We start from the raw sequence: 13650 nt of genomic DNA, 5'->3' as shown, positions 1-13650 counted from the left end.
CCCGGCCCCACGGAGCAAGGAGGCACATTGCTGTCATTGCGGCGGAGAACCACTCGAGGCTGGTCCATGGCCACCAGGTATTCGATCGCGAGCGGCGTCGTCATCACCGCCCTCGCGCTCACCCTGATCGCCCTGCTGGTCCCCGTGGACAAGTTCGGCAGCCGGGCCACGGCCGCTGTCGCCGCACCGGCGGCGGGTGACGACGACGGCCTCGGCACGGTGAGCACGGCTTACGGGCCGTTGACGGCCGCGGACCGGGACTTCGTCCGCAAGGTCCGCCTCGCCGGGCTGTGGGAGCTGCCCGCCGGGCGGCAGGCCCAGCAGCGCGGGACGCGCCCCGCGATCCGGACGGCCGGGGACCACCTCGTCGACGGCCACACCGAATTGGACCGGCAGGTCATCCAGGTGGGCCAGGCCCTCGGCATCGACCTGCCCAACCAGCCTTCCGCTCAGCAGCAGGACTGGCTGGGCCAGATGAACCGTGCCAAGGGAGACGAGTACGAACGACTGTTCACCCAGCTGTTGCGCCGAGCACACGGAAAGGTGTTCGGCCTGTTGGCCGGGATCCGGGCGCAGACCCGCAATTCCATGGTGCGAGCCCTCGCCACGTCCGCCAACGCCACGGTCCTGGACCACATCACGGTCCTCGAGGACACCGGGCTGGTCGACTTCGACGGGCTCTCCGACAATGTCCCACCGACGAAGTGAAGTGATCGCATGAGGCAAAAGGGCCACAAGCGCCCCCGATTGACGACCAAGCTCGTGGGAGTGGTCTCCGCGCTCGTGCTGGGCGGCGGCGGCGTCGCCGTCGTCGCAGGCAACGCGTCCGCGGGCCAGGACGGCAACCGCAAGGCGCAGTTGATGACCACCATCGACTGTCCGGACGTCGGGGACAAGCTCACCGCCGTGCCCGAGCAGGCCAAGGCCGAGGTCGACGCGAACCTGGCCAAGCTGGACGACCAGGTGGCGGACGCCTACCGGCGCCTCGCCGCCGGCGAGGCACAGGGCGACGCCCTCCTCGGCGAGCTCAAGGGACAGCGGGACAAGACCATCAAGGGCGTGTCCGACGCGATCGACCGCGTGGGCGAACCCCCCAAGGAAATAGCGCAGTTGAGTTCCTGCGAGATGAAGAAGGCACCCGCGGAGGAAGACGGCGGGGCCGGCGCGGCGGCGCTGAACGCCGGGGCCGACGCCAAGTCCGCCGCGGCCGGCAGCAAGAGCGGTCCGGCGAAGAGCGACTTCGTGAACATCACCAAGGTCCGCCCGAACGTCAACAAGCCGAAGGCCCAGGGCGGCGCCTCCAACGGCTCCTTCAGCGTCCAGTGCGGCCGCAACGACAACGGCCACTTCAACCCCGACAACGTCATCGTCGCACCCGGCGTCTCCAACGGCGCCCACCACATGCACGACTACGTGGGCAACGTGTCCACCGACGCCTTCTCCACCAACGACAGCCTCGCCAAGGCCGGCACCACCTGCAACAACGGCGACCAGTCCACCTACTACTGGCCCGTGCTGCGACTGCGCGACGGCAAGGCCGAACGCGACGCGAAGGCGCCCGGCGGCGGCCAGGACGGCAACGTCGGCACGATCCTGAAGCCCAAGCAGGTCACGATCGACTTCAAGGGAAGCCCCGTCGGCAAGGTCAAGGCCATGCCCCGCTTCATGCGCATCATCACCGGTGACGCCAAGGCCTTCTCCAACGGCAACGCCAACGCCAACGCCTCCTGGAGCTGCACCGGCTTCGAGAACCGGCAGCTGAAGGACAAGTACCCGATCTGCCCCAAGGGCAGTGACGTGGTGCGCACCTTCACCTTCCAGAGCTGCTGGGACGGCCGGAACGCCGACAGCGCCAACCACCGCACCCACGTGGCCTTCCCCGACCGCAACGGTCGCTGCCAGAAGGGCTTCACCGCCATTCCGCAGCTGGTGCAGCGCATCGTCTACGGGGTGGCGCCGGGCCAGCGGTTCGCCGTGGACAGCTTCCCCGAGCAGCTCCACAAGCCCGTGACCGACCACGGCGACTTCATCAACGTGATGTCGAACGGCCTGATGAACAAGGCCGTGAGCTGCATCAACGACGGGCGCAGCTGCCGCTGACGCTCACTGCGGGGCTCTGCCCCCATCGGCTCCCGGGGCCGGGCGCTCCCCCCTTCCTCACCCCGCGTCCGCCCCGGGAAAGGTGTTGGTCCGAAGGCCGCTTCGGACCAACACCTCTTTTGTGTTCCGGGCCCACGGCCCCGTTACGGAGGGCGGGACCGGGGGCCCGGACGCCCGCCCGGCCCCACTTCTTGCCTCACCCGCCCCACCCGCCCCACCCGGCCCGGCCGCGTCAGCCGGCACCGCCCGATACCGCGGCACCGCCGGGCACCGCCGGGCACCGCCCGGCACCGCTCGACGCAGCCGGCCCCCCGTCACGGACACGGTCGGCGACGGACGTGGGCTGTGAACGGTGGTGTGGGCCGTGGGGTGGGTGGTGCGCCCGGGGACACGAAAACGCCCGGCCCGGCCCCGTCGTCACGGGGCCGGGCCGGGCGTTTTGTGTGTCAGAGGCCGTTGACGCGGGCCATGCGGCCGACGACGAGCGGGGTGAAGTCCGCCTGGATCACGCGGGCCGTCCTGCGGGTCACGCGTGAGTGCTGGCGCCGCACCTGGGCCATCAGGCGGCGGCTGCGCAGGGCCATCTCCAGCTCGAACCGGGTCCGCGGATCACGCAGGCCGGTTCCGAAGAGCTTTTCCAGCTGGCGCATGCGGTACCGCACGGTCTGCGGGTGCACGCTGAGGGCCTTGGCGGCTTCGGGGGCTCCGCCGCCCTCGAGCCAGGCGAGCAGGGTCACCTCCAGCCGCTCGCTCTGTCGCGGGGTCAGGTCCGCGAGGGGCCGCAGCCAGCGGGCGGCCAGAGCATGGGCGAGGGGTTCGTCCTGGAGCAGGAGCAGGGTCGAGAGGTGGTCGTCGACGAAGACGGCCCTGGCCTCCAGGCCCGGCCGACTGGGCGTCAGCGCCGCCAGACGCAGCGCCCAGCGCAGGGACGAGGCCGTGTCGCGGAGCGGAACGGCGTGGCCCACGGCCGCGAACCGGCCGCGCAGCAGGTGCTCCAGTGGTACGCGGACCTCCGGGTCCGGGCTCGGGACCAGCAGGCACGGCCGGCCCGCGAACATCCCGACGAGGGCGTCCTCCATGACGCCCGCGAGCTGCTGCGCCTCGCCGGGCGTGGCCGGCACAATGGCCCGTACGGCCAGCGGGAGGGGCCATCCGGCCGCCTCGGCGAGCTCGGTGAGGGAGCTGTCGGACGCGACGCGGTCGTCGGTGAGGGTCCTGAACAGCTCCTGGCGGGCCCGTTCGCCCGGCCGGTTGCCTTCAACGGCCTCCTCCTCCGTCTCTTCACGGTTGTTCACCCGGAGGCGCTCCCGGGCCGTCTCTCGGATCCCGTCACGGATCCCCTCACGGATCCCGTCGCGTGACCCGGGGCGGGCCTCCTCGCGGATGTCGTCCCGCCGGCCCTCGTGCGTTATTTCACACTCGTGCGCCGCCTCTCTGCTGCCGGCCGTGCTCCGGCCCGCGGTTTCGAGCTCGGGGGCGAGCTCGGTTTCGACCTGGTTCTCCGCCAGATCCTGGCACTCGTCCGTTTGTTCCCGGGATCGCTCCTTGTAGCCGAGAGTGGTGAGGAGTGCCTCTTCCACCCTCTGCCGGAGCAACTCTGCATCAATGGCATCGTTGTCATCGATAAGTGCGGAAAATTCCGGAATTCCATGCAGAAGCTCCTCCACTATCTCGGCGGCCAGTGCGGGAAGTTCCCTGCGCAGGACGCGCGTCCACTCGCCTCGGGGGCGGGACCAGATGCGGTTCAGAAGTTCGCACATCGTTTTCCTCGTTCGTGCCGGGGTGAGGCCTGCCCGGGGAAGAGCGGCAGACCCGCCGAGGTTGCGCCTCGCGTCAACTTCTCTGTCTGACACGAGAGTTGCGGCCCTCGTACTCCCTCCTGGAGAGGTCCGACCACCCGCGGTCCCGGGATTTTGCTCTGATTTTGCTCTCCGGGACGCGTAGGTGGCGGGCGGCGCGGTGGCCTGTCGCAACCTCCGCTGGAGGGGAATCTTCCGGTGTTGTTCGATGCGTCGGAGACGCGCTGCGAGAAATTATCACGTTTCGATAAATCCTGTGGAGCTGATGTGCAGCTCCACGATGCTGCTGCACTCCGGCCCCAAGTTCCCTCGGCCGGCGCGGAGTTTCACAGCGCGGCCGGGCAGAGAACGACAACGACCCCCGGGTTCCGAGCGCCAGGTGGATCGCTCGGAGCCCAGGCGCACAGGAGACCTGGATGCCCTTGCCCCAGCCGCACATGCCTCGCCCACACAGGGCCCGCCGTAAGAGCCGACACGCGGCATCGGCTCCGGCCGCCGGACGGAGGGCCGTTCGGCGGCCCTCACTCCTGCCCACGCCCGGACGGATGAGTCCTGGCGCGATCTGCGCCGTCGGCGCGGCCATCGTCTCCGTCACCGTGGCCGCCCGCGCGGGCGCCTTCTCCCAGTTCTGGGACTTCCTCGACTTCGGAGCAGGAGTGCTGTCGCTCGTCTCGCTCACCGCCACTGTCCTGTGGGGAGTGGTCTCCACCGACCGGCTACTGCTGAAATCGGGTCACCGGCTGCTGGCCCAAGGTGTGCACCGCGGCCTCGCCGTGTCCGGCCTCGGCTTCCTGGCCCTGCACATATGGGTCAAGGTCGCGGAGCAGCGGACGACCGCGTCCGCCGCGGCAGTGCCGTTCACCGACATCGAACAGCCCGTGCTGGTCGGGCTCGGGAGCCTTGCCGGTTATCTGTTCGTCGCCGTCGCGGTCTCGGGCGCGGTGCGCAGCGTGTTCGCCACCAAGGGCCGTTCCCTGTGGTGGCGGGCCCTGCACTTCGCCGCCTATCCGGCGTGGGGTGCCTCGCTGGTCCACGGGCTGAAGGCGGGGCGCGCCGCCGACCTCTACGTCACGGTGTCCTACGCGCTGTGCCTGCTCGGTGTCGCCGGCATCCTCGCCTTCCGGCTCAAGGCCAGGATGGCCGAGGAGCCGGCAGGTCCCCCCGGCCCGATCGGCGTTCCGCAGCAGCCCGTCGTGGCCGCCGTCCCCCGGCCGCGCCGGGAATCGCGCGCCCGGACGTCCGGTTCCCGGGAGAAGTTCACCGGGCCGGCCGCACCGCCGCAGGACGACAGCCCCGCTCTCACCGCCGTGTACGCGGCCGACCCGGCCGGCGCCTACATGGACGTCGGCTTGGGGCTGGGCGCCACCACCGGCATGGACGGGGACCAGTTCGCCACCCGCGAGTGGCGGCTGTGAGCGGCTTCAAGCGCCCCAGCCTCGGCTGCGTGGGCGCTCCCAGACTCCTGGCCGGCCTCGACCAGGCTCCCCGGCTCGACCGCGTCGCGCATCTGACCACGCACGGCCAGATGCCGCGCTACCGGCCGGACGAGCTCGTCGAGCTCGCCGAGAACATCGACCTGCGCGGCCGCGGCGGGGCCGGTTTCCCCTTCGCCCGGAAGCTGCGCGCCGTCATGGCCGCGGCCGAGGGCCGCGACACGGGGACCGCCGTCGTCGTCAACGCCAGTGAGGGCGAGCCCAGCTGCCTCAAGGACAAGGCGCTGCTGCTGCACGTCCCGCACCTGGTCCTCGACGGAGCCCTGCTGGCCGCCGCCGCGGTCGGCGCCGAAGATGTCGTCATCGGCGTCACCCGGCCCGACGTGGAGCAGTCGCTGCGCGCGGCCGTCGCCGAACGCGGCCCCGCCGGCCGCCAGGTGCGGGTGCAGGCTCTGCCCGAACGCTTCGTGACCGGAGAGAGCACCTCCATGGTCAACGGCCTGAACGGCGGGCCGACGCTGCCTTCCGGACAGAAGATCCGGACCAGCGAGCGGGGCCTGGGCGGCATGCCCACCCTGTTCTCGAACACCGAGACCTACGCCCAGCTCGCCGTGGCGGCACGCCTCGGCGCGCTGGACTACCGCTCGGTCGGCCTGGCGTCCGAGCCCGGCACCGTGATGCTGACCATCGCCGGTTCCACGGTCGTCGAGGCACCCCTCGGGACCCCGCTGGCCTACGTCCTGGAACTGTGCGGCCTCGATCCCGGTCAGGGAGTCCTGGTGGGCGGCTACCACGGCAAGTGGCTGGATCCGGGGTCCGCTCGCATCGCCGACCTGTCCCGGGGGTCCCTCGCCGCCTTCGACGCGGTACTGGGGGCGGGAGCCGTGCTGCCCCTGCCGCACGACACCTGTCCGGCCGGCGAGGTGGCGAAGGTGACCCGGTGGATGGCGGACGAGACCGCCGGTCAGTGCGGCCCCTGCTTCCGGGGACTGCCCGCGCTGGCCGACGTACTGGACGACGCCGTCAGGGGCGGGGGCAGAACCGCGCTGGAAACCATCGAAGCCCGGATGAAGGTGGTACGGCGCCGCGGCGCCTGCAGCCATCCGGACGGCACCGCGGCCTTCGTGGCCTCGGCGCTCGCGGCGTTCCCGGACGAGTTCCGCGACCACGCCCTCGGCAGCGGCTGCGGCCGGCGGGTGGTGGGGGCGCTGCCCCTGCCGAAGGACGAGACCCCGGAGGAAAGGCTGGTGGTGGACTGGACCCTGTGCAGGGGCCACGGGCTGTGCGTGGACATCCTTCCGGACGTCGTGCGGCTCGACGCGGACGGGTACCCCAACCAGGCGTCCATGCCCGTGCCCGCACAGCTGCGGCAGAAGGCGCTCCGTGCGGTGCGGCGCTGTCCCGCGCTCGCGCTGCGCATCCAGGACTGAACCATCTCCCCCGGGTTCAATGTTGGCGCGATCTGACAAATTCTCAAGGATATCGGCATTCTCCTCGACCGGCCCCGTAGAAATTACCCAAGGCACGAGAACGCGAATCCTGACCTGAAGGAGAGATCGTGAAGAAAATGCGTCGTGGAGTATTCGCCGGGTCGGCCGTCGCGGTATTGATGCTGACCGCCGCATGCGGCAGCGGTGAAAATTCCGCGGGAAAGGGGGATTCCGTCCAGCCGGTGGGCGACAGCAAACAGGCGGGGTCCGGCTACGACGGGTACGGGGGCGGGTCGGGCGCAGTCCCCGCGGCCGACGCCGTCAAGGCCGGCCCGGCCGGAGAGCTGAAGGTGAAGGCCTCCGCGGAGCTGGGATCGACGGTGACCGACAGCGCGGGCTTCACGCTCTACCGGTTCGACAAGGACACGCCCAAGCCCCCGAAGTCCAACTGCGAGGGGGACTGCGCCACCGCTTGGCCGGCGGTCTCCGCGGACGACGCCTCGGCCGGTGAGGGCATCGACAAGTCGCTCCTCGGATCGGTCGAACGCGCTGATGGGACCAAGCAGTTGACGCTGGCCGGCTGGCCCGTGTACCGCTACGCGAAGGACACCAAGGCGGGCGACACCCTCGGCGAGGGGGTCGGCGGGACCTGGCACGTGCTGGCGCCCGACGGCAAGCCGGCGAAGGCCGGCGGCGGTGCGGGGTCCGGCGCCGACCCGAGCGCGGGTGGCGGCGCGGGCTCCGGTGCGGGCGCCGGCGCGGGCTCCGGTGCGGGCCAGGCCGGCGGGCAGGAGGCGGCGAAGGCCGACCCGATCAGCGTCAACCGGAACACCAAGCTCGGCCCCATTCTCTCGGACGCGGAGGGCCGCACGCTCTACCGGTTCGACAAGGACAGCGCCTGGCCGATGAAGACCAACTGCCTCGATGCCTGCCTGAACACGTGGAAGCCCGCCAAGGCCGTCGACAAGGAATTGGTGAAGGGAATTCCCGCCGAATTGGTGGGCACCTTCAAGCGGCCTGACGGCACCGAACAGCTGACGATCGACTGCTGGCCGGTGTACACGTTCACCGGCGACAAGGAAGCCGGGGACATCAACGGACAGGGCAAGCAGGGCGTCTGGTTCGCGGTCTCCGACAAGGGCAAGAAGGTGACGGCCACCGGCTGAGGCACGAGCCCTCCCCCAAGGGCTCCCCGTTTCGCCGAACAGCGTCACACCCCCGAAAAACGCGTGGTGCCCGGGCCCCTCCCCTCCCGGGCACCACGACCCCTTTTCCCGATCAGCCCGCGAGGTTCCCATGCCGTCCACCGCCCGCCCCGCCCACCGGATCCGCCCGTCGTTCGCGGCCGTCGCCGCGGCGTGCGCCGCCGTGCTGCTGTGCGGAGGGTGCGCCGGCGACACGACCGCGCCCGCCGGCTCGGCGAAGGCGGCCTCCCCGGCCGCTCCGGGCACCTCGATCGAGGAGATCGCCACGGCCATCGGCTGCACCGCCGAAGTGAGCGTGGACGCCGACGAGTTGCGGCAGGGAGGCTGTGAGACCGGGCAGGGCGCCTACCGCATGGCCACGTTCGCCGCCCAGAAGGGGCTGCGCGCCTGGCTGGACGAGGCACGGGCGTACGGCGGGGTCTACCTGGTGGGCGACCGGTGGGTCGTCACCACCCAGTCGACGGACGCCCTGAACGCGCTCCGCGAACGCCTCGGCGGCTCCGTGGAGACCGGCACCGACCACGGCGGCCCCTCCTCCGAGCACTCGGGCCCCGCCGGGCACTCCGCGCCCTCCGCAGTCGCCACACCCTCCGGTGCCGCGACACCCTCCGCCGGCACGCCCCCCTCCGGGCATTCGGGCTCCTCCGAGCACACCGGCCACGAGTCGACTCCCGCCGCAGGCGGTTGAGTCGGCGCCCGGCCCGGCGACGGCGCGTCGGCCAGTGTCCTGATATCGGCTCATTCGTGAGGAGCACACGGCACGACCCTTCGGGATGATTCGGCCGGGCACTTCGGTGCAACAAGGTTGAGGCGTAAGCGACTTCTCCGAAAGGAACGGCTTCGTGCGCCTGAAACGCCTCGCACCGCTGCTCGCCACTGCCGGACTCATCGCCACCACCGTCCCCCTGCTGGCCTCGACGCAGGCGGCCGCGGCTCCCGCTGCCGAACACCTCCGCCAGAAGCCCGCATGGCAGCGGTGCAGCCCCGAGCAGCCGGCCTCGTACGAGTGCGCCACGATCAAGGTCCCGCTCGACTACAGGCGTCCCGACGGCCGCACGATCGACATCGCGATATCCCGGATGAAGAGCGAGAACCCGGCCAAACGGCACGGCGCCATGCTGCTGAACCCGGGCGGCCCCGGCGGTTCGGGGCTCGATCTGCCGCTGCTGATGAACGGGTTGATGCCCAAGGAGGTGCGGGAGAGCTACGACCTGATCGGCTTCGACCCGCGCGGCGTCGGTGCCAGCAGCCCCATCACCTGCGGGCTGGACGACGCCGAGCAGAGCTTCGACCGCCCCTACCGTCCGGAGACCTTCTCCGCCGACGTGACGTGGGCGCGCACCGTCGCCGACAAGTGCCGTGAGAAGTCCGGCGCGGTGCTCCCGCACATCACCACCCGCAACACGGCGCGCGACATGGACACCATCCGCGAGGTGCTGGGCGAGGGGAAGATCTCGTACCTGGGCTACTCGTACGGGACCTACCTCGGCGCGGTGTACTCGCAGATGTACCCGGAGCGCACCGACCGCTTCGTGCTCGACAGCGGTGTGGACCCGCAGCGGATCTGGCGCGGGATGATCCAGGTGTGGGCCACCGAGGCCGAGCCCGCCTTCGCGCGGTGGACGCGGTGGGCGGCGCAGCGGTCGGGCGAGTTCGGGCTGGGCGACACCCCCAAGGCGGTCTCCGACACGTTCTGGGGGCTGGTGGAGCGCGCCGACCGCGAGCCCATCGACTTCGACGGCTCGAAGGTCACCGGGGACATGATCCGGTCCGCGCGCGGGGTGTTCTTCTACCCGGCGCAGGCCACGCCGCTGGTGGCGGCCCTGAAGGCCGCCGCCGAGGGCAAGCCGCAGGCGGCGGGCACGGACGTGCAGGCGCTGAAGCTGAAGCTGCTGGGCCGGACGGCCGAAGAGCCCGCCTCGGACAACGGCACGGCCGTCTTCTGGGCCGTGGTCTGCGGGGACACCGGCAGCTGGCCGCGCTACACGGAGCAGTACGAGCGCGACGCGGCGAAGGACAAGGTGAAGTACCCGCTGTACGGGGACTTCGCGTCCAACATCAAGCCGTGCGCGTTCTGGGACCGGCCGGTGGAGTCGGCGACGCCGATGCGCAAGAAGGCGAACGTGCTGACGGTGCAGAACGAGTGGGACTCGCAAACCCCGCTCACCAGCGGCCAGGGCCTGCACCGGGCGCTCAAGGGCTCTCGGATGGTGCTGGCGGGCGGCGGTGAGGGCCACGGCGTGTACCTCTTCGACCCCGCCTCCTGCGCCAACGCCCCGGTCGACGCCTACCTGACCACGGGCCGGCTGCCCGCCCAGGACGTGAGCTGCCAGAACCCGCCGGCCGCCGCCGAGAAGCGGGGGTCCGCGCCGGCGAAGCCGGTGCCCTTCCCGGGGGCTCCCGGGCGGTTCTGACCCGGGCCGGACGTTCAGTTCGTGAGGGACGCCTCCGCGGCCGCCTTGATCCGGCGGCCGAAGTCGGGGGCGTCCTTGCGTGCGGCCTTCAGCGCGAGGCCGACGAGGAGCTTGCCGAGGCCGTGCCCTTCGAGGGTGTTGAAGATCCGGACCCGGGTGCGCCCGCCGGGGAGGGATTCGAGGTCGTAGCCGCCCTCAGCGGTGACGAGGTTGCGGCTCTGCTCGGTCCAGCGGATCAGGTACGGCGGGTCGAAGCCGGTGACGCGGAACTCACGGGCGGTCTTCATCCCGGCGTCCTTGACCGTGCTGCGGAAGACCGTGCCGAGCGCGGTGGGGGCGTCGGGGGTCCTGGTGATCCGCTGGACGCGCGGACTGAAGTCGGGGTCGTTGCGGCCGTCGGCGAGGTAGGCGAAGACCCGCTCGACGGGCCGGTCGATCTCGACGCTCGCCTCGAACTGTCCGGACATGAGCGCTCCTCGGTACGACTCGCCTCGGTGCGACTACCCGTGCCATGTTCCCAGACCGGCCCCCGACCCGCGCGGCGGCGGTCAGCCGAGCAGGGCGTAGACCGTGGAGGCGGTGGCGGCCGGTTCGTCGGCGCCGTCGGGGGTCAGGGTGATGTCGGCGAAGGCCATGCGCTTGCCGAGCTTGGTGACCCGTACGTGGACCAGCACGTCGGCGTCCACCACCGGCCGCTGGAAGCTCGTCGACTGCTGGACGGTGGTCATCGGGCCGTACCCGCCGCGCGCGGCGGAGATCGCGATGACGGTGGCGGTGTCGGCCGCGGCCATCATGGCCTGACCGCAGAGACCGCCGCCGTCGCGGGCGAGCGCCTCGGACCAGGGCAGCCGCAGGACGGCGTGCCGGTCGCCGGTCTCCTGGACGGTCAGTCCGAGGGCGAGCACCCAGGGGGCGAAGTTGTCGGCGAGGATCTTGTCTGCGTCTGCGGGAGAGAACGTCACCGGGAGATTGTGGCGGCCCGCCCGGACCGCCACAATCCCCTTGCGGTCAGAGCTTCGCGGCCAGTTCGGTGCCCTGGCGGATGGCCCGCTTGGCGTCGAGCTCGGCCGCCACGTCGGCGCCGCCGATCAGGTGGGCGTCCACACCCGCCGCGCGCAGCGCCTCGTACAGGTCGCGGCGCGGCTCCTGGCCGGTGCACAGGACGACGGTGTCGGCGGGTACGAGGCGCTGCTCGTCACCGACGGTGATGTGCAGGCCCTCGTCGTCGATGCGGTCGTAGGAGGCCCCGGCGACGGAGACGACCCCGCGGTGCTTGAGCTCCGCGCGGTGGATCCAGCCGGTGGTGGTGCCGAGGCCGGCGCCGACCTTGGTGGCCTTGCGCTGGAGCAGGTGGACCTGGCGCGGGGGCGCGGGCCGCTCGGGGGCGGTGAGCCCGCCGGGGCCGGTGTAGGCGGTGTCCACTCCCCAGTGGCGGAAGTAGACGTCCGGGTCCTGGGAGGCGCCCTCGCCGCTGTCGGTGAGGTACTCGGCGACGTCGAAGCCGATGCCGCCGGCGCCGACGACGGCGACGCGCTCGCCGACGGGGGCGCCGTCGCGCAGCACGTCGAGGTAGCTGACCACGTTGGCGTGGTCCACGCCCTCGATGTCGGGGGTGCGGGGGGTGACGCCGGTGGCGACGACGACCTCGTCGTAGCCCTGGAGGGTCTCGACGTCGGCGCGGGTGTCCAGGCGGACGTCGATGTCGTGGGCGGCGAGCTGGGTGCCGAAGTAGCGGATGGTCTCCTCGAACTCCTCCTTGCCCGGGATGCGGCGGGCGATGTCGAGCTGGCCGCCGATGTGGCCGGAGGCCTCGAAGAGGGTGACCGCGTGGCCGCGTTCGGCCGCGGACACCGCGCAGGCGAGGCCGGCCGGGCCGGCGCCGACGACGGCGACGCGCTTCTTCAGCTTGGTGGGCGAGAGCACCAGCTCGGTCTCGTGGCAGGCGCGCGGGTTGACCAGGCAGCTGGTGATCTTGCCGCTGAAGGTGTGGTCGAGGCAGGCCTGGTTGCAGCCGATGCAGGTGTTGATGGTCTCGGGTCGACCGGCCGCGGCCTTGGCGACGAAGTCGGCGTCGGCGAGGAAGGGGCGGGCCAGGGAGACGAGGTCGGCGCGGCCGTCGGCGAGCAGCTCCTCGGCGATCTCCGGGGTGTTGATGCGGTTGCTGGTGACGAGGGGGACGGAGACCGCGCCCATCAGCCGCTTCGTGACCCAGGTGTAGGCGCCGCGCGGGACGGAGGTGGCGATGGTGGGGATGCGGGCCTCGTGCCAGCCGATGCCGGTGTTGATGATGGTGGCGCCGGCCGCCTCGATCTCCTTGGCCAGGTGGACCACCTCGTCGAGGGTGGAGCCGCCGGGGATCAGGTCGAGCATGGAGAGGCGGTAGACGAGGATGAAGTCCTCGCCGACGGCCTGGCGGGTGCGGCGGACGATCTCCAGCGGGAAGCGGACGCGGTTCGCGTAGGCGCCGCCCCAGCGGTCGGTGCGCTTGTTCGTCGCGGCGGCGATGAACTCGTTGATCAGGTACCCCTCGGAGCCCATGATCTCGACGCCGTCGTAGCCGGCGAGCTTGGCGAGGCGGGCGGCCCGGACGAAGTCCTCGACGGTGCGCTCGACCTCGGTGTCGGAGAGCTCGTTCGGGACGAACGGGCTGATGGGGGCCTGGATGGCGCTGGGCGCGACCAGGTCCTTGTGGTAGGCGTAGCGGCCGAAGTGGAGGATCTGCATCGCGATCTTCCCGCCCTCGGCGTGCACGGCGTCGGTGATCACCCGGTGCTCGGCGGCCTCCTCCTCGGTGGTGAGGCGGGAGCCTCCCTCGAAGGGGCGGCCGGCGTCGTTCGGCGCTATGCCGCCGGTGACGATGAGGCCGGCGCCGCCGCGGGCGCGCTCGGCGTAGAAGGCGGCGAGGCGCTCGAAGCCGCCCTGGTGCTCTTCGAGGCCGGTGTGCATCGACCCCATGATCACGCGGTTCGGCAGGGTGGTGAAGCCGAGGTCCAGGGGGCTCAGCAGGTGCGGGTACCGGCTCTGGGAACTCATGGGGGGCGCCTCCTCGCGCGGGGGTGATGAACCTGTTCTAGCGAGGCGGGCCAGGTTTTGCAACTAGGTGCAAAACCTGGTGGGGGCGCCGGGCCCTCGTTTCCCGGTCCCCCGGGGCCCGGTCCTCACGCGCCTGTGGCGGAGTTCACGCCGTAGCCCGCCCGGGCCGGGCCCGGTACGGGACGCGCTGCCGCGCGGGCGCCGACGGCCACCGCCACCGCCACCCCTCCCCGCAG

The 13650-nt window shown here is 71.6% G+C and carries 11 protein-coding genes; 7 read left to right on the top strand and 4 right to left on the bottom strand.

The genetic code is table 11. The features are described 5' to 3' along the window. Positions 1-66 precede the first annotated feature (66 nt). Positions 67-708: a DUF4142 domain-containing protein gene (locus IG86_RS0116525; protein ID WP_037848045.1), complete on the top strand. Its 642-nt coding sequence runs from the start codon at positions 67-69 to the stop codon at positions 706-708. Between the two features lie 9 nt (positions 709-717). Next, positions 718-2100, top strand: coding sequence for a DUF1996 domain-containing protein (locus IG86_RS0116520; protein WP_030820812.1), 1383 nt, complete (start codon positions 718-720; stop codon positions 2098-2100). Between the two features lie 446 nt (positions 2101-2546). On the opposite strand, the gene IG86_RS0116515 is transcribed toward IG86_RS0116520, so the two are convergent. Continuing rightward, on the bottom strand, positions 2547-3680 hold the full coding sequence (locus IG86_RS0116515) for a PucR family transcriptional regulator (protein ID WP_385872635.1): 1134 nt from the start codon (positions 3678-3680) through the stop codon (positions 2547-2549). 764 nt (positions 3681-4444) lie between these two features. Between IG86_RS0116515 and IG86_RS0116510 the strand changes: the two genes are divergently transcribed. From IG86_RS0116510 to IG86_RS0116490, 5 genes are all read left to right on the top strand, one after another. Then, positions 4445-5314, top strand: coding sequence for a hypothetical protein (locus IG86_RS0116510; RefSeq protein WP_063761535.1), 870 nt, complete (start codon positions 4445-4447; stop codon positions 5312-5314). A gap of 29 nt (positions 5315-5343) precedes the next feature. Continuing rightward, positions 5344-6762 (top strand): NADH-quinone oxidoreductase subunit NuoF family protein, encoded by a 1419-nt coding sequence (locus IG86_RS0116505; protein WP_234316031.1) that lies wholly within the window; start codon positions 5344-5346, stop codon positions 6760-6762. A 137-nt stretch (positions 6763-6899) separates the two neighbouring features. After that, positions 6900-7928 carry an SCO0930 family lipoprotein gene (locus IG86_RS0116500; RefSeq protein ID WP_030820802.1) on the top strand — a complete coding sequence of 343 codons (1029 nt, stop codon included), beginning with the start codon at positions 6900-6902 and terminating at the stop codon, positions 7926-7928. Between the two features lie 130 nt (positions 7929-8058). After that, positions 8059-8655 (top strand): hypothetical protein, encoded by a 597-nt coding sequence (locus IG86_RS0116495; protein WP_051785221.1) that lies wholly within the window; start codon positions 8059-8061, stop codon positions 8653-8655. Between the two features lie 154 nt (positions 8656-8809). Continuing rightward, positions 8810-10381, top strand: coding sequence for an alpha/beta hydrolase (locus IG86_RS0116490; protein ID WP_030820798.1), 1572 nt, complete (start codon positions 8810-8812; stop codon positions 10379-10381). A gap of 14 nt (positions 10382-10395) precedes the next feature. Here IG86_RS0116490 and IG86_RS0116485 read toward each other — a convergent pair whose 3' ends face one another. From IG86_RS0116485 to IG86_RS0116475, 3 genes are all read right to left on the bottom strand, one after another. Further along, positions 10396-10848, bottom strand: a complete 453-nt coding sequence (locus IG86_RS0116485; RefSeq protein WP_030820796.1) for an SRPBCC family protein — start codon at positions 10846-10848, stop codon at positions 10396-10398. Positions 10849-10929: 81 nt separating this feature from the next. Further along, positions 10930-11343 (bottom strand): PaaI family thioesterase, encoded by a 414-nt coding sequence (locus IG86_RS0116480; RefSeq protein WP_030897514.1) that lies wholly within the window; start codon positions 11341-11343, stop codon positions 10930-10932. A 46-nt stretch (positions 11344-11389) separates the two neighbouring features. Beyond that, positions 11390-13414, bottom strand: a complete 2025-nt coding sequence (locus IG86_RS0116475; protein WP_030897512.1) for an NADPH-dependent 2,4-dienoyl-CoA reductase — start codon at positions 13412-13414, stop codon at positions 11390-11392. Between the last annotated feature and the right edge of the window lie 236 nt (positions 13415-13650).

This window comes from Streptomyces virginiae (assembly GCF_000720455.1).
GTDB classification, from domain to species: Bacteria; Actinomycetota; Actinomycetes; order Streptomycetales; family Streptomycetaceae; genus Streptomyces; species Streptomyces virginiae.
This window is presented reverse-complemented; position numbering and strand designations above follow the sequence as displayed.